This is a genomic window from Dethiosulfovibrio russensis (genome assembly GCF_021568855.1).
GTDB classification, from domain to species: domain Bacteria; phylum Synergistota; class Synergistia; order Synergistales; family Dethiosulfovibrionaceae; genus Dethiosulfovibrio; species Dethiosulfovibrio russensis.
Genome location: NZ_JAKGUG010000009.1, coordinates 60,959 through 75,843, shown reverse-complemented (window position 1 = coordinate 75,843; position 14,885 = coordinate 60,959). Strand labels below are relative to the sequence as shown.

Here is a 14,885-nt window from a genome sequence, read left to right as displayed (position 1 = left end):
ATCGATGACACTTTGTTCTCTTTACGAACAGGCCACCTTTCTCCTTGGGGGAGGTGTGTTGGAGCTTTTAGTGAAGTTTCTTGGAGAGAGAGTCGGACGTATGGCGATTCTTCAGCCCGACGGTGACGATCTCTCCTTCGTGGACGGGGTTGGCATCGCCTCCAGTGGGGCCATACTGCATGGAGGGATGGATCATATCCGAAGGCTTTTGGCCCAAAAGTCCGACCAGGGGGTAACGGTTCTGGAGATCGATGGAGCCATGGATTCGGACTTGGAGGAGGATTGGAGCCATATAGCGCTTCTAGGAGGTTCCCCTTGGGTAGTAGCCGTCATGTTGCCGGAAGATCCGGACGAAGAGACTATCCGGCTTCTCGAGGGAGCCGACGGTTTGGTGCGTATATGGGACAGACATCGTTCCATCGAAGGCATAGAGAAGAATATGGCCTCCCTGTCCTATCTCCTTTACGCGGTCAAAAGCGCCCTGCCGTCCATCTTCGAACCATTCCCTCCTGAGTTTCTCGCCACTTTTCTGGTGGATGTAATGAGGGAGAGTTTCTGCCCCGAGAGGATTTCCCTGTTGCAGGATGATGGAAAATCCCTTAGCCATCTGGCTGGAGACGAGTGCACGTTATCGGACAGAGGAGGCATTTTCTCTAAAGAGTATCTTTCTCCCGTTCCTGTGCCGATGGACGAGCTTCATCGCTTTGCCGTGGGGTCGGATAATCTCGACCGTCTTGGAGAACTTTATTCCGTGGTGCTTCCGGTTATCTCCGGATCAGACCGTTATTTCTATCTCATAAAATGGGGTAGCCTTCGTTCCGGCGAGGTCTCCGATGTCCTCGAACTCATCGGTGGGGTTACAGTTAAGGCCATGGCAATGAGCCGCCTCAGAGAGGAGGGGGCCTCTCGTGTAAAGGAACTCTCCCGAAGGGAGTTCGCCCTGAGAGGACTCCACCGGGCCATACTTTCCCTTATGGAAAACGACAGGGAGGATGAACTCCTATCCAGGGTCCTTGATATATTCGGAGAAATGACCCAGAGTTCCCGTTGTTTCGTGGTCGTGTACGATAAATCCGTTCCGGGGTATATAAAATGGGGAGACAGGTCGGACGGTGTGGTAAAGATGGCCAGACACATTCTGGCTTATCGTGAAGAGCCTTTGATACTGGAGCCCCTCCACGGTGTGTTATCTGTGGACGAGGCGGTCGGGATCCTTCGGGATCACGATCTGTACTTCGACGACGAACTATATTCCGACCAGGGGGCGATGGAGCTGGTTTTTCCCCTGAGATATTGGAAGACCTTTGTCGGTTTTATCGCCGTCTCCTCCTCCGTAACCGGAAGCAGGTACGGAGATATGGACGGGCTTGAGACCCTGGCCGCCAGCTGTGCCGTGGCTATCCGTAGATGCCGCCTATTTGGAGAGGTATCCATGCAGAGGGACCTGCTGGACAGACAGATTCGAGCCAGAGATTTTCTGAGAGATCTGGCTGGAGAGATACAACAGATCCGTTCGGTCGATGTACTGAAGGAGTCGCTGCGTGCCACCCTTCCTTTGGCTCTGGATGTCGAAAAAGCCGATCTGGTATGTGGTGTCGAGGGTTTGGCCGAGATATCGGATAGAATTCGTCCGGACGAATCGGTGATTTTTTCCGATAGGTCCGTATGGGTTCCTCTTAGGTCTGGTGGAACGTTGCACGGAGCCCTGAAGCTGACGGTGGAGGATCCGAGGTCGATAGGGGACGATCGCCTGGAGCTGATGTCCTTGGTGGGGGCTTTTCTGGCTCCCAGGCTGGAGGCGATGAGAAGTTGTCACCGTGATAAAGTCATGGATGTGGGCAGAATGGTGGAGCACCTCGTCAAGGATTTTGCGGAGGAACTGGCTCTAGATGGCTTCGAGCCCTCTGTGATCCATGGAACTATCTCTCTATCGGAGGAGCAGGAAAGGTGCTGCTTCAGGGTAGTGAATGATCGTAGCCGGACGATAGCGGTTCTCCCCTTTTCCTGGGAAGGGGAGATCCGGCAGCTTTTCCCCCCTTCCGACGGGTGGGCTCCGTTCGTGCTGTGAGCATGTAGTCCCTCACGGCACGAACAATTCGATATATCTCTTGACGTCGAACTTTCTAGCGCAGCCGGATAGAGCCATGGATCTGACGGAGCCGAATACCGGTCTTTTAGGCCAGGGTCTATCGTGTAGTCCACCTATACACCAGGCCACTCCGGTGTAGCCGTTTGGATCTCGACCGTCCAGGGCGTATCTGTCGTTCAGATACAGTGCTCTCAAAAAAGCCTCCTCCGGCGATGGAGACCACAACAGCAACATCTTTCCCCAGTACATTCTCAGATATCCGTGTATCCTTCCCTTTCTCAGCAGCGATAACTGAGCGGCGTTCCACAGCTCGTCGTGAGTGCCTGCCTCCTCGAGCTCGGAGAGCCCGTATAGCCAGGGCCTTTCGTCCGATCTGTGGTTGTCCAACGCCTTCCTGCCCCATTCAGGCAGGGCTTTGTATCTGTCGTACAGTGGTTCGTAGAGACAGAAATTCTCCGCCAGCTCCCTCCTGACCATGGCCTCCTCTACGAATGCGTCGCTTCCGGGAAGGTCGGCCAGGAACGCCTCCCTGACGACGGTCTGAGCCGAGATCTGTCCGAAGTGGATGTAGGGGGACAGTCCCGAGGTTCCGTCGAGGTTGGGATCGTTTCTGTCCCTGTCGTAGCCGGAAAGCCCTCGGGCTATAAAGGATCTGAGTCGCAGCTCTCCTGCCGCTGATCCCGGACTCTCGCCCTCTACGGGAAGGACCGAGCCGTCCAGCCTAAGCTCTTCTGTAGAGGGGACCCTGTCGGTCTCTCGATCTCCGTAAGGATGTCTCTTCATCTCCGGAAAGGGAGTGAGAAACTCCTGGAATTTTCTGTGTAGCTTAGGTCTTATCGTCCTGGCGGCGTACTCTCTTTTGTCCGATGTCTCCCAGGCCGGTACGACGTTATGGCCGTCCACCTGGTCGATGGGACAGGATAAGCTTTCGTAGACCGATTCGATCCAGCCTTTTTGGTGTCGAAGAGGTGAAAAGTCGGTCACCAGGACGGCGGGATCTCTCTCTTTCGCATATAGCGGCAGTTTTTCCTCAGGCTTCCCTAGGGGGATTCTGAAGGAGACGTTCAGTTTCGACAGTTCTGCGGCGGTTTCCGTCAGTCCTCGTAACATGAAGTCGTAGTGTCTCATAGGGGCTCCCATGAAATCTCGGGATAGACAAAACACGACCTCCAGGGGGCGATTCGCGGCCAGAGCCACGTCCTGGGCGTATAGAAGAGCCCAGTTGTCTCGAACCCTCTGGTCCCTGCTCATCCAATAGACCACCGGCCCCTCTCCAGGGCTACCTTTCCGAAGTCGTCTTATCCTTCTGGGGTCCACCCTCGTTCTGTATCCTGCCATAGGCTATCGTCTCCCTCCTATCTCCCAGTGTAACACGGCGAGATCCTCTCTTCCTCGTGATACCGTCTACCATCTTTTTCCTATCGTGATATCATGATAAAAGAACCGGAAAGGAGGTCTTTACGGTGGGATATAGAGAACTGACGCCGGAGGAACAAAAGGTAGTGGTAAATCGCGGTACGGAGCCGCCCTTCAGCGGTAGGTATTGTGAGTTTTTCGACAGAGGTGTCTATCTGTGTAGACGTTGCGGTAGGCCTCTGTATCTTTCGGAACATAAATTTCCCTGTTCTTGCGGGTGGGCTTCTTTCGACGACGAGATACCAGGGGCTGTGATCCGTCGTCCCGATCCGGACGGACATCGTACCGAGATAACCTGCGCTGGTTGTGCCGGTCACCTGGGCCATGTCTTTCAGGGCGAGAGATTGACGGTAAAGAACATCAGACATTGCGTAAACTCCCTTTCGTTGACCTTTGTTCCAAAGGAGGATCTTAAAAGGGGTTTGTTCGCAGGAGGTTGTTTTTGGGGCATTCAGCACATCATGAAGGATTTGCCCGGTGTAGTCCACAGTACCTGCGGATACTGTGGAGGGACGGTCGACTATCCGAGCTACGAACAGGTCTGTTCTGGAGAGACCGGCCATCTCGAGACGGTGGAGGTGCTTTTCGATCCGGAGAAGATATCCTATCGTGATCTGACTCGTTATTTTCTGGAGATACACGATCCAACCCAAAAAGGCGGTCAGGGACCCGATCTGGGAGACCAGTACAGATCGGCGATTTTCGCCGTCGACGAGGAACAGAGGAAGGCCGCCGAGGAACTTCTGGACGAGCTGAGGGATAAGGGACTGGAACCGGTAACGGAGATCCGGCCGGAGGCCAGATTCTGGCCCGCCGAGCCCCTTCATCAGCATTACTATCTCAGGACGGGAAGCGCGCCTTACTGCCACAGGAGGGTGGCTAGGTTTTAGTTTTTACATTTAGGAATCTGGAGGGATGATGGAGATGAAGGAATTATTCGTGGATTACTGCGAGGTGGAACCTCGTCTGGACAACGGAGACATGGTCCAGAAGGTCCTGGCGAGGGGTGGAAAGCTGATGCTGGCAGAGACGGCTTTCCCAAAAAAAGGGGCTGTTTTGCCCGATCACAGTCACGATCACGAGCAGGTGACCTATATGGTGAAAGGACGGTTGTTGTTCTCTGTCGAGGGGGTCAGTAGGGAGATCGGGCCTGGCGACAGCGTCTACATCCCGGCGAACGCCGTTCACGGAGCCCGGGTTTTGGAGGACGGAACTGTGGCGGTAGACGCCTTCACTCCTCAGAGAGAGGATTTCCTCGAGTGACGATGGACCCCTGGCTAGAGGATTTCAGATTGAGGATATACGAGGTTGGGCCTGACGGTCTCGCCACTGCTACGACCATGATGAACGTCTTCCAGGAGGCAGCCTCACACCACGCCGAATCTCTGGGTATGGGATATCCTCAGCTGTCCCCCAGGTCGATAGGGTGGGCTCTTACGAAGTTTCGTCTTACCATGGACCGTTATCCCCGCTATGGAGAGACCGTCACCATAAGAACCTGGCCTAGGGCGGGCAAGAGGATATTCGCCTATAGGGACGTGGAGTTTTCCGTAGACGGAGAGAGGGTCGGCATAGGTTCCAGCGTATGGTGTCTGTTGGATCTCCAGGCCAGAAAGGCTCTGTCCTTAGTCAAGGCCCTCGACGGTTTTCCCTGTAGGGATGAGAGGCTTTTCCCCGACGAGATTCCGTCGGTGCACTCCTGCGATGGAGCCTGGGAGTGGTGCTGGAGTACCACTCCCAGGTTTTCCGAACTGGACCTGAACGGTCACGTCAATAACTCGGTATATCTCGGATGGGCCGTAGAGCCCCTTCCGAGGGATTACCCTTTCTTACGTATGCCAAAGGAGATCCTTTTTGCCTTTAAAAAGGAGGTCTCCTCCGACATGGAGGTGTTCTCCAGGGCCTCCCGGATGGGAGATGATCTGACGGTCCACAGTCTGGAGGACCGAGATGGAGGAGAGCTGGCCAAGGTCTCCATAAAATGGCTTTAGTTCCTTGTCCCTCTTTTTTTTCTGATGACGTCGTTGACGGAGTCCACGGTGTATATGGTCAGGGCCGCCCATATGGATGTAAAAGTCACCATCTGGGCGGAGCTGAAGCTTTCCCCGTAGACCCAGTAGCCCAGCATGAACTGCAGTGTAGGAGATATGTACTGCAACAGTCCAACCGTCACAAGGCTTATGTCCCTGGCCCCCTGGACGAACCATAGCAGCGGGATAGAGGTTATAAGTCCGGTACCGACCAGAAAAAGGCTGACCCTTGTCCCCTCGGTCATAAAGGCTCCTCCTCCGTCGATTCCAGTCCAGGTCAGAAAGGCCACGGCGGGAAAGGCCAGAACGGCTGTCTCCATGAACAGGCCTGGCAGAGGGTCGACGTTGGCCAGTTTTCTGATCAAAGCGTACAGAGAGAAGGAGCAGGCCAGACCCAGGGCTATCCACGGAACCTTGCCGTACAACACTATCTGGTACAGCACTCCCGCGCCGGCCAGAGCGATGGCGCCCCACTGCACCGGTCTCAGCTTGTCCTTGAACACCACATATCCGGTTAGGACGTTTATCAGAGGGTTTATGTAGTATCCCAAGCTGCACTGGAGGACGTGGCCGCTGTTGACCGCCCATATGTAGAGTAACCAGTTGCAGCCTATGACAGCTCCGCTCAGAGACATCAAGGAGATGACCTTGCGGTCTCTCAAGGCAAGGGAGACCTTGCCCCAGCTGCCTCTGATAGAGAGGAACACAGCCGCTGCTACCAGGGACCATATGATCCTGTGGGAGAGTATCTCGTAGGCCGGGACTCCCGACATCTGTTTCCAGTAGACCGGCAGCAGCCCCCATATGGACATGGCGGCCGCCGCGGCTACGAAGCCTCTTTTAGCTTTATTCATCTGAAACTGCTCCTTCCGGGATAAACTTGACTATTTTTGTCGGTTATGTTAGGATCCAGGTGTGATGTAGATACTACAAACATTTATGGAGGTGCCGTCGAGATGGAGAGAAACAACGTAGTCACCATGAAGGGAAACCCTGTAACCCTGGTGGGCCCGGAGCTCAAAGTCGGAGACAAGGCCCCGGATTTCGCCGTTCTCGATAAAGGTCTGTCGCCTAAGAGTCTGTCCGATTATACCGGAAAGATCAAGGTCCTATCGGTAACTCCGTCGTTGGATACCCCTGTCTGCGATATGCAGGCCAAGTGGTTCAACGACGAGGCCACCTCTCTTCCGGGAGATGTGGTGGTCCTGAACGTGAGCATGGATCTGCCCTTCGCCATCGGCCGATTCTGTGCCGCCAACGGAGTGGACAAGGTCGAGGTCCTTTCGGATCACAGAGACGCTTCCTTCGGGGAGTCCTGGGGGCTTCTCATAAAGGAGCTTCGCCTCCTGACCAGAGCGGTAGCGATCGTTGACGATGAAGATGTGTTGCGCTATCTTCAGATAGTTCCCGAGGCCACCGACTCGCCCGATTACGATCCTCTCATGGAAGCCCTTAAATCGGTCGTTCAGAGATAAGCCCTGTTGAAAAGGCCTCCTTCGGGAGGCTTTTTTCATGGCTTTACATCTCCTCTACGAGGGGGTATAATTCTTTACCGAGGTGAAGTGATATCGTATTCTATCGAGGAGGTGTCTCTATGACTGTTATAAGGATGAGCGCGCCGGGGCTTTCGGTGGAGGAGAGGACCAGGCTCACCGAGAGGCTTACCGACGTAGCCTGCGACGAGATCGGTCGCTCCAAGGAAGACCTGACGGTGTACGTCTATGACTACCGTATGGACCAGCCCAGACACTGATGAGGTTCCCGGTCATCATAGGTATTTAGGCTTTGTCCTATAAAGACGATCGTTCCGGATTGGACGGTCGTCTTTTTTTCGTGTTTCTTTTCTGCTAAAGTTCTATAGAGGAGGTGGCGCCATGGACCATAGGGAGGCTTACCGTTCCTACGATCCTTCGCCCTATTACAGAGAAAGAGGATGGGTCATAGGAGGAGGAAGCGTAGGCGGAAAGGGCAAGGGGTTGGCCTTTGCTCACGAATCGCTTTTGGAGGACGGTCTGGGATGCGAGATCAGACTGCCCGAGATTACCTTGGCCGTCGGGACCCATGGTTTCGAGGAATTCGAGAGGATAAACGGAATTTTCCCTCTGGTTGACGAGATTCCCTACGACGAGCTGGAGAGAAAGATATTGGACTCGCCTCTGCCTCCTTCCATATCAAGGGAGCTGGACAGGGTTCTCGATACACTGACCGGTCCTCTGGCTGTGCGTTCGTCTTCCCTGCTGGAGGACGATATAGAGTTGTCCTTCGCCGGCAAGTATGCCACAAGGTTCGTGGCCAATCTGGGAGATAGAAGCAGTAGGTTGGCCGAGCTGGAGAGGGCGATTAAGTCGGTTTTCGCGTCCACCTACAATCCGGCGGCTCGTGAGTACCAGAGAAAGCACAAAATTCCTCTGGGGCAGGAGAAGATGGCCGTCCTGATCCAGCCTCTACAGGGAAAGAGGAGGGGCGATCTGTTTTATCCCGAGATGGCGATAACCGCTTTTTCCTGTGTCTTTCGCAGGCCTTCTCCGAGGATAGATAAAAACGACGGGGTCATTAGGCTTTGCTTCGGCATGGGGACCCACACGGTGGGTCGTTCTTTCGCGAGGACCTTCTATCTGACCAATCCCCAGCTTAGACCCGAGGGGGGCAACGCCGAACAGATCTATCTTTACGCTCAGAAGGATTTCGACTACGTCGATATGGATCAAGGGCTCTTTATGACCAGCTCTTTGATCGATGGGCTTTCGCGGATAGAGAGATATCACAAGATGGCACCGGCCTTTGTGGAATGGTACGACGACGGTATGCTTTATTGGCTCCATACCGATCGATCCAATCTCAGGATGCCTATGCCCTGTTTCTCCTTTACCGATCTGCCCCGAAGATGTCACGGTTTTTTCGACAGGACCAAGAGGATGTTGGCCTTTTTCGAGGGGGCGATGGGCTTTCCTGTGGACGTCGAGGCGGTCTACGAGTCGGATGAGGATCTGTTGACCTTGGTGCAGTTGAGACCCTTGGCCTCTTACATGGAGTTCGGCCATGTGGATATCCCCGACGATGTCCCGGAGGAGAGGGTAGTGCTTAAAGGCAACAGAATGGTCACTAACCACGTCAGGAAGGGAATCCGTCGTCTGGTATACGTGGATCCCGACCTTTACGGAGAGTCCGGCGATTTCGCCGAGGTCGCCAGGGCGGTAGGGGTGGTGAACCAGGAACTGGAAGGGGAGAGATATATCCTGGTCGGACCCGGCCGGTGGGGAAGCACCAACCCGACCTTGGGAGTTCCGGTCGACTACAGCGAAATATCGAACTGCGGCTGTATGGTCGAGGTAGGCATTCCGAAAAGGGGTATGATACCGGAGCTGTCCTATGGGACCCATTTCTTTCTGGATCTGGACGTCGACGAGGTGCTTTATCTGCCGGTAATAGAGGGAGAGCACGAGAATCTTTTCAGCCGCGGTTGGTTCGAGGGAAGGCCCTTCGAGCCGGGAGGCCACCCTGCCGTTCGAATATACGAGGGAGTTTTCGACGTCTATCTGGACGGAGAGGACGAGATCGGCGTGGTCTTCGATATGTCCTGATTTTATCAAGGGGGATAGTAGGATGACTGAGAGAGAGAGTCGCATAGAGCGTTATTTTTCCTGGGATCCCAAGCACGACGACGAGTTTAACTCGATGATTCTCGGAGACAGGTCCATCGGTGGAAAGGGCAGGTCTTTGCTGTACGGAATAAGGGCCCTTAGGGACACCGGAGAGCCCGACCTCATGTCGGTGACTATGCCGAGGGCCCTTTTTCTCGGAAGCGACGTCTTCGATGATTTCGTAGAATCCCTGCCTGTAAGGGACGAGCTCATATCCAACGGGACACCTGATCGCATAGAGAGTGCGTTTTTGGAACACCCTCTGTCGGAGGCGGTCGTCGAGAGGGTGAGGGCCTTCCTGGCCGACATGACCGATCCCGTGGTCGTCAGGAGCAGCAGCATACAGGAGGATTCGCTCAAGTATTCCTTTGCCGGAAAATATCTGAGCGATTTTCTGGGGAACTTCGGGACTCTGGACTACAGGACCTGGGCTGTCTGCAGGGAGATCCGAAGGGTATATTCGAGGATATACTTCCCCAAGGCATTGGCTTACAGGTCCAGACACGGAATCGGCGACGATTCCATGGGGATAATAGTGATGCGAGTTTCCGGCAGATGGAGGGGAGACCTCTACTACCCGACCATAGGAGGAGTCGGGTTTTCCAGAAACTACCGTAGATGGACGAGCCGGGTCGCCATGGAGGACGGTGTCGTCCGTTTCGTCTTCGGCCTCGGGACCATGAGCACCAAGAGAGAGTACGCCAGGACCTGCTCTCTTTCCAACCCGTTTCTTAGGCCGGAGGGTCAGGATTCCTACACGATTCTCCGACACTCTCAGGAGCGATTCCAGGCCATATCCCGGAAACTTTTCGAAGGGGCCTCCAGAGAGAGACCCGATACACTGGCTACATTGAACGTGAACGACGTGTGGGAGGATATCTTCCCTTGGTACAGGGAGGAGATGTGTCAGTATGCACAGCTGTACAGAGGAGACGAGGGAGGAGGCTACTTCACCTCTCCCAACGCGACGCCTTCGGGGGACAGGAGCGTCAGTCGAATATGCTTTACCTTCGAGGACTTTCCCAAGAGGCATAGAAAGTTCTTCGAGAGGATGAGGAGGACTCTGTCTGTGTTGGAGGAAGCCATGGGGGTTCCGGCGGATATAGAGTTTGCCTACGAGCCTAGAGAGGAACATCTGGAACTGATACAGGCCAGGCCTCTTTGGGCCGGAAGCGGAGTTTCCTCCGAGGCATTGGAGTCGATTGACAGGGAACGGATAATACTCAAGGCGGATCGAATGGTCACCAACGGTTCTTTCAGACACATCCCCAGCCTGGTCTACGTGGATCACGCGGTGTACGGGGCTGCCGGGGATTTTAACGATATCGCCAGGGCGGTGGGAGCGGTTAACGACAGGCTCAAGGGAGAGAGGTTCATCTTCGTGGCTCCCGGAAGAATAGGGTCGAGCAATCCCCTCTTGGGCGTTCCGGTGCAGTACAACGAGCTGTCCAACTGTTGCTGTATGGTGGAGGTAGGGATACCCAAGATGGGCTATATGCCGGAACTCTCCTATGGTACCCATTTTTTCTCCGACCTGGAGGTGGACGGAGTTCTCTATATGCCCGTTTTCGAGGGGTATCAGAACAACCTGTTCCGTCAGGAATGGTTCGACGAAACTCCCTATGAGGCGGGACCTCATAGAGCCATCAGAATCTACCGAGGGCCTTTCTCCGTGTTCACCAGCGGCGAGAGGAATATAGGGATGGTGGTCACCGAATGATCCTGAGGATTTTGATCTTGTTGTTGCTTTCTGGTCTGTATATGGTATAATTCCTCTGTTCAGGAAGCACGGAAATATTCTATTCCTCGGTAGCTCAGCTGGCAGAGCGGGTGGCTGTTAACCACTAGGTCGCAGGTTCGAGTCCTGCCCGGGGAGCCAGATTATCCAAGTCACTCCTCGTTCTAAGTTGGAGTGGCTTTTTTTTTGCTCCTGTCCCCTTTGCGGTTCGTCTCCTCCCCCTCGACGGACCGGTATGGAAAAGGGAAAAATCCAAGAAGAAAGGGAGGGATGTTGCGATGGACGCCAAATTAGTTTCTATTTCAGGTGTACCTCACTGGCGTATGCCCGAGGGCAAGTTCGTTGAGGCCAGAGGTAACGAAATCCCCTGGGCTATACTCATCAAGACGCCCGAGGGGACCAGGCCGCTCAGGCGGTAGAAGTCCCCGAGGATAATACAGGACTCGACTTAACGGTCGGGTCCTGTTTTTTTTGTGTCGTTTAAACTAACATCGTCTATGAGGGGAGGTGCGGTTATGGAAGATGGCTCCCGTTTTTTCGGTCCCTTCGGGGGAAGAGGTCTGTCGGTCTGGCTTGTCGGTGGAGCGGTAAGGGATGCAGCCTTGGGCCTGGCCCCAGGCGATCTGGATCTGGTGGTGGATCTCCCCATGGAGGAGATCGCCGCTATATGCGGAGGGGCGGTGGTAGGACCTGAGGGGATGCAGGTCTGCATTACCTCCTGTGACGAATTCGTTATGGAGGTTTGCCCTCTTCGAGGGGGATCCATAGAAAACGATCTCTCGGTCAGGGATTTTACCGTCAACGCCATGGCATTGACGGAGGAGGGAACCCTGGTGGATCCCTTCGACGGTATGGAGGATCTCGGGTCCATGGTCCTCCGTTTCGTCGGAGATCCGTCCGAACGTCTGGAGGAGGACCCAATAAGGGCTTTGAGGATGTGTCGTTTAGCTTCCTCTCTGGGTTTGAATCCCTCTGTGGATTCATTGAAGGCGGTCAGGAATTTCGTCGCCACTGGGCCGGATAGGATAGAGGGCCTCTCTCGTCCAAGGGTAGGCAAGGAGATGGTCGTCGGGCTGGTCCGTCCTGTTACGTATCTCTCGACTATGATTAATGTCGGACTTATACGGCTTTTGATGCCTTCTCTGGATCATGGTCTGGCTTTGTCGGTTTTTTCCGTGCTGGCCGAGTCCAGAGGTGAGTTCCTGCCTCTCGAAATGGCTCTGGCGGTCTTGGCGGGACTCTCCCGGGATGATCGGGAAACCCCCTCGAAGAGATGGATCTCCTGGGGGGTAGCCAGATCGATTCGCAGGGAGGCGGAGAGGTTGGCCCGTTTCCGCTCCGTCGATCCCGATTCGTCTTTGAGAGACATGGGTGAGATGATACTCGATAACGGTGACGACATCGTCTTGAAGTTGTTCGAGCTTTCCTATGCTTGGGCCCAGGGGTGCGGTGTCGATGTAGGAAGATGGAGAGAGGGGCGTTCAAGGCTGGACGAGGCTATCGATCACGTTGCCCGGGCTTTTGAAAAGGGAATCGTTCCGGACGGTTCAAGGATCGGGGATCTGGTAGGGGAGGGACCTCAGGTCAAGCGGTGTATGGTGGAGCTCTACAGGTCACTGGCATCGGGGAATTGTTCTTCCGAGGAGGATGCCTGGGAGGCAGTGCTGACAGGGTGGTCCAATTTCAGAGAGTCGAACGTGTTTTTTTAGGATACATCTGAAAGCTCAAATCTCCGGAACGATCTTTTCGATGGAACTCGGACGTGAGTTTTAGAGGTTCACTTGGGAGTTTTGTACAGAGAGGCTTTTTATGGAGCTCGGTCTTTGTTAGACTTATTCCGAAAGGGGAGGTGGTTTGCCGTGTCGTACTTCAAGGCTGGGGCCCTTTGGTGTTCTCTGATGGTCCTTTGGATATCGTTGACCGGTCGTCTGGATTTCGGCTTTATGGCGGTGGGTGTCGCGGTAAGCACTGCGGTGTTTCGTCTGGTATGGCGGACCTTTTCTCCTCATCACGAAGGTGGTCGGCTCGGAAGTCCCCGTATCGGATTCGCTCGGCTTATGGCTTTTCTCTGCTTTGTCCCATGTTTTCTGTGGGATCTTCTGAAAGCTACCTGGGAAGTATCCCTCCTAGCCCTTGCCCCTAAGGTGGACCTTCATTCCGGGATAATAAAGGTGAACTCCGACGTGCCGGACAAGTCTTCCCTGGTCTTTCTTGCCAATCTGATAACCCTTACTCCCGGTACCCTCACGTTGGACGCCGATATGTCTAAGCACGATCTGTTCGTCCATGTGTTGGATCTCAGAGGGCTCGGGACGGAGGCGGTAAGGTCCGACATATCCGATCTCGAGGCCAGAATAGGGAGGTTGTTCTCGTGATCTATACCGTCCTTTGGGGACTGCTTTTCGCCGGTTTAGTGGGATTTTATCGGGTAGTCATGGGGCCTACCGTTCCGGACCGAATAGTCGCAGCCGATACGGTCTCCACCATATTGACCACCTTTCTGGCGGTCCTCTATCTACTCTTCGACGATATGGTCTTTCTGGACGTGGCTCTGGCTTTCGCCGTGTTGTCCTTCGTGGACGTCCTGGTTATGGCGAAGTATTTCGAGCATGGGGAGCTACATCTATGAGCGTCTTCATCCGCCTTTTGTCATCCTTCCTAATGGCTCTGGGGCTGTTTTTCGCCTTCGCCTCGGTGGTCGGTTTGATCCGCTTTCCCGACGTATACACCAGGGTTCACGCCGGCACTAAGGCTCTGTCCGGAGGGGCCATGCTGATATTGATAGGGGTGGCCGTTAGGGCTCCTTCCTGGCAGGGTGCGGTCAAGTCCGTTCTGATAGCCCTCTTTTTTCTGGCGACCAACCCTCTGGCGTCCCATGCCATATCTCGGGCCTGCTATCGTCACGGCATAGCACCCCACGGAACGGTGTTGGACGAGTACGGAGAGGCCATGGAGGATCGGTCATGACAGTCTATCTGGTGGGTTTTATCTGCGCGTTTTTGGTCTTCACCGCCATAGTGGCGGCAGAGGCGGAGGATATACTGAGTTCGGTAATAACCCTTTCCGTCTTCGGAGTTTTGCTGGCCATATTGTTCGCCCTTTTCAGGGCCCCCGACGTCGCCTTGACCCAGGCGATAATAAACTCCGGCCTCGTGACGTCCCTTTTTTTGGTCGCCTACAGCCAGACCGAAAAGAGGCGGGAGTTCGATAGCGATAGGAAGGACGATCTGAAATGAGATTCCTTCGGTCACGACTGCCCGCCGCAGCTCTGTGTATTTGCCTGGGATGGTGGCTTTGGAGGGGGCTCTTTTTCTCCTGTTGCGAGTTGGACGGCCCCGCCGCTCATTACGTGGCGAACACTGCGAGTGAAACCGGGGCGTCGAACATCGTTTCCGCCATTCTCTTCGATTACAGGGGATTCGACACCTTGGGAGAGGCCACGGTGATATACACCACGGTGTGCGGAGTCGCTTTGATGTTTTCCCGAAGTCGTTTTCGCCGTTCCGGCTGGGGGCTGTCCTTCATCGTCAGGAGGGGTTTGGGACTGGTCGTCCCGTTCCTGATGCTTTACGCCTTTTCCATAGTCATCATGGGCCATCTCACCCCGGGGGGCGGATTTCAGGGCGGTGCCGTCTTCGCCACGGTCACTATACTGTTCTGCATAGTCTACGGATCCTCCTTCGAGGCTTCCAGGATAAGCCCTAAGACCAAGGAAACCCTGGAGTCGTCGGGGGCCCTTGTCTTTACCCTGGTCGGGTTGTTCGGTCTGGCCCAGGGATCCGGCTTCCTCTCCAATATCGGAGCCGGTTTCCCCGCCGGTTCTCTTGGAAGCCTTATGAGCGCCGGATCTATTCCTCTTTTGAACTTCGCCATAGCCATGAAGGTAGGTGCCGGGCTTTCCACCCTTTTCTACAGCATGGTCAAGATACTGGAGGACCCGGTGGAGGGGCCTCCTCCGGAGGTGTGATGGG

Annotated in this window: 17 protein-coding genes and 1 tRNA gene; 16 read left to right on the top strand and 2 right to left on the bottom strand. The window is 54.8% G+C overall.

Annotation, left to right across the window (positions count from 1 at the left end; translation table 11 throughout):
* Positions 1 to 4: 4 nt before the first annotated feature.
* On the top strand, positions 5 to 2,068 hold the full coding sequence (locus tag L2W48_RS10405; RefSeq protein ID WP_236099743.1) for a hypothetical protein: 2,064 nt from the start codon (positions 5 to 7) through the stop codon (positions 2,066 to 2,068).
* Between the two features lie 12 nt (positions 2,069 to 2,080).
* Here the strand turns inward: L2W48_RS10405 and phrB are convergent, their stop codons facing one another.
* Positions 2,081 to 3,427 carry a deoxyribodipyrimidine photo-lyase gene (gene phrB, locus L2W48_RS10400; protein ID WP_236099744.1) on the bottom strand — a complete coding sequence of 449 codons (1,347 nt, stop codon included), beginning with the start codon at positions 3,425 to 3,427 and terminating at the stop codon, positions 2,081 to 2,083.
* A gap of 125 nt (positions 3,428 to 3,552) precedes the next feature.
* Between phrB and L2W48_RS10395 the strand changes: the two genes are divergently transcribed.
* The 3 genes from L2W48_RS10395 to L2W48_RS10385 are packed head-to-tail and all read left to right on the top strand — an operon-like array spanning position 3,553 to position 5,496.
* Positions 3,553 to 4,395 (top strand): bifunctional methionine sulfoxide reductase B/A protein, encoded by an 843-nt coding sequence (locus tag L2W48_RS10395; protein WP_236099745.1) that lies wholly within the window; start codon positions 3,553 to 3,555, stop codon positions 4,393 to 4,395.
* A 34-nt stretch (positions 4,396 to 4,429) separates the two neighbouring features.
* The gene (locus L2W48_RS10390; RefSeq protein ID WP_236099746.1) at positions 4,430 to 4,768 is read left to right on the top strand and encodes a cupin domain-containing protein; all 339 of its coding nucleotides are present in this window, start codon (positions 4,430 to 4,432) and stop codon (positions 4,766 to 4,768) included.
* A 2-nt stretch (positions 4,769 to 4,770) separates the two neighbouring features.
* Positions 4,771 to 5,496 carry an acyl-[acyl-carrier-protein] thioesterase gene (locus L2W48_RS10385; RefSeq protein WP_236099747.1) on the top strand — a complete coding sequence of 242 codons (726 nt, stop codon included), beginning with the start codon at positions 4,771 to 4,773 and terminating at the stop codon, positions 5,494 to 5,496.
* On the opposite strand, the gene rarD is transcribed toward L2W48_RS10385, so the two are convergent.
* Entirely contained in the window at positions 5,493 to 6,389 is an 897-nt protein-coding gene (rarD, locus tag L2W48_RS10380; protein ID WP_236099748.1) for an EamA family transporter RarD, read from the bottom strand. The genes L2W48_RS10385 and rarD overlap by 4 nt on opposite strands.
* Positions 6,390 to 6,491: 102 nt before the next feature.
* Here rarD and tpx point away from each other — a divergent pair, with 102 nt between their 5' ends.
* The 12 genes from tpx to mbhE all read left to right on the top strand — a co-directional run bounded on the left by tpx (position 6,492) and on the right by mbhE (position 14,881).
* Entirely contained in the window at positions 6,492 to 7,010 is a 519-nt protein-coding gene (gene tpx, locus L2W48_RS10375) for a thiol peroxidase (RefSeq protein WP_236099749.1), read from the top strand.
* 119 nt (positions 7,011 to 7,129) lie between these two features.
* The gene (locus L2W48_RS10370; protein ID WP_005659196.1) at positions 7,130 to 7,288 is read left to right on the top strand and encodes a tautomerase family protein; all 159 of its coding nucleotides are present in this window, start codon (positions 7,130 to 7,132) and stop codon (positions 7,286 to 7,288) included.
* Positions 7,289 to 7,409: 121 nt separating this feature from the next.
* Positions 7,410 to 9,116 carry a PEP/pyruvate-binding domain-containing protein gene (locus tag L2W48_RS10365; protein ID WP_236099750.1) on the top strand — a complete coding sequence of 569 codons (1,707 nt, stop codon included), beginning with the start codon at positions 7,410 to 7,412 and terminating at the stop codon, positions 9,114 to 9,116.
* Positions 9,117 to 9,138: 22 nt separating this feature from the next.
* Complete coding sequence (locus L2W48_RS10360) at positions 9,139 to 10,896, top strand: PEP/pyruvate-binding domain-containing protein (RefSeq protein ID WP_236099751.1); 1,758 nt, start codon at positions 9,139 to 9,141, stop codon at positions 10,894 to 10,896.
* A gap of 83 nt (positions 10,897 to 10,979) precedes the next feature.
* Positions 10,980 to 11,055: transfer RNA gene (locus L2W48_RS10355), tRNA-Asn, on the top strand.
* A 137-nt stretch (positions 11,056 to 11,192) separates the two neighbouring features.
* On the top strand, positions 11,193 to 11,333 hold the full coding sequence (locus L2W48_RS10350) for a hypothetical protein (RefSeq protein WP_005659192.1): 141 nt from the start codon (positions 11,193 to 11,195) through the stop codon (positions 11,331 to 11,333).
* Positions 11,334 to 11,429: 96 nt separating this feature from the next.
* On the top strand, positions 11,430 to 12,623 hold the full coding sequence (locus tag L2W48_RS10345; RefSeq protein ID WP_236099752.1) for a tRNA nucleotidyltransferase/poly(A) polymerase family protein: 1,194 nt from the start codon (positions 11,430 to 11,432) through the stop codon (positions 12,621 to 12,623).
* A 150-nt stretch (positions 12,624 to 12,773) separates the two neighbouring features.
* Entirely contained in the window at positions 12,774 to 13,289 is a 516-nt protein-coding gene (locus tag L2W48_RS10340; protein ID WP_236099753.1) for a Na+/H+ antiporter subunit E, read from the top strand.
* Positions 13,286 to 13,543, top strand: a complete 258-nt coding sequence (locus tag L2W48_RS10335) for an MrpF/PhaF family protein (RefSeq protein ID WP_005659187.1) — start codon at positions 13,286 to 13,288, stop codon at positions 13,541 to 13,543. Before L2W48_RS10340 ends, L2W48_RS10335 begins: the two co-directional genes overlap by 4 nt.
* Positions 13,540 to 13,881: a monovalent cation/H(+) antiporter subunit G gene (gene mnhG, locus L2W48_RS10330; protein WP_236099754.1), complete on the top strand. Its 342-nt coding sequence runs from the start codon at positions 13,540 to 13,542 to the stop codon at positions 13,879 to 13,881. The genes L2W48_RS10335 and mnhG overlap by 4 nt, the downstream gene beginning before the upstream one ends.
* A complete protein-coding gene (locus L2W48_RS10325; RefSeq protein WP_236099755.1) occupies positions 13,878 to 14,150 on the top strand; it encodes a Na(+)/H(+) antiporter subunit B in 273 nt (90 codons plus the stop codon). Before mnhG ends, L2W48_RS10325 begins: the two co-directional genes overlap by 4 nt.
* Positions 14,147 to 14,881, top strand: a complete 735-nt coding sequence (mbhE, locus tag L2W48_RS10320; protein WP_236099756.1) for a hydrogen gas-evolving membrane-bound hydrogenase subunit E — start codon at positions 14,147 to 14,149, stop codon at positions 14,879 to 14,881. Before L2W48_RS10325 ends, mbhE begins: the two co-directional genes overlap by 4 nt.
* Positions 14,882 to 14,885: the final 4 nt, after the last annotated feature.

What these genes read in the sequence shown, in the direction of transcription:
- L2W48_RS10345 (WP_236099752.1), top strand. Translation starts at nt 11,430, where the DNA reads ATGGAAGATGGCTCCCGTTTTTTCGGTCCCTTCGGGGGAAGAGGTCTG.
- L2W48_RS10370 (WP_005659196.1), top strand. Translation starts at nt 7,130, where the DNA reads ATGACTGTTATAAGGATGAGCGCGCCGGGGCTTTCGGTGGAGGAGAGG.
- rarD (WP_236099748.1), bottom strand. Translation starts at nt 6,389, where the DNA reads ATGAATAAAGCTAAAAGAGGCTTCGTAGCCGCGGCGGCCGCCATGTCC.
- L2W48_RS10350 (WP_005659192.1), top strand. Translation starts at nt 11,193, where the DNA reads ATGGACGCCAAATTAGTTTCTATTTCAGGTGTACCTCACTGGCGTATG.
- L2W48_RS10390 (WP_236099746.1), top strand. Translation starts at nt 4,430, where the DNA reads ATGAAGGAATTATTCGTGGATTACTGCGAGGTGGAACCTCGTCTGGAC.
- L2W48_RS10405 (WP_236099743.1), top strand. Translation starts at nt 5, where the DNA reads ATGACACTTTGTTCTCTTTACGAACAGGCCACCTTTCTCCTTGGGGGA.
- mbhE (WP_236099756.1), top strand. Translation starts at nt 14,147, where the DNA reads ATGAGATTCCTTCGGTCACGACTGCCCGCCGCAGCTCTGTGTATTTGC.
- mnhG (WP_236099754.1), top strand. Translation starts at nt 13,540, where the DNA reads ATGAGCGTCTTCATCCGCCTTTTGTCATCCTTCCTAATGGCTCTGGGG.
- L2W48_RS10325 (WP_236099755.1), top strand. Translation starts at nt 13,878, where the DNA reads ATGACAGTCTATCTGGTGGGTTTTATCTGCGCGTTTTTGGTCTTCACC.
- phrB (WP_236099744.1), bottom strand. Translation starts at nt 3,427, where the DNA reads ATGGCAGGATACAGAACGAGGGTGGACCCCAGAAGGATAAGACGACTT.
- L2W48_RS10385 (WP_236099747.1), top strand. Translation starts at nt 4,771, where the DNA reads ATGGACCCCTGGCTAGAGGATTTCAGATTGAGGATATACGAGGTTGGG.
- L2W48_RS10360 (WP_236099751.1), top strand. Translation starts at nt 9,139, where the DNA reads ATGACTGAGAGAGAGAGTCGCATAGAGCGTTATTTTTCCTGGGATCCC.
- L2W48_RS10365 (WP_236099750.1), top strand. Translation starts at nt 7,410, where the DNA reads ATGGACCATAGGGAGGCTTACCGTTCCTACGATCCTTCGCCCTATTAC.
- tpx (WP_236099749.1), top strand. Translation starts at nt 6,492, where the DNA reads ATGGAGAGAAACAACGTAGTCACCATGAAGGGAAACCCTGTAACCCTG.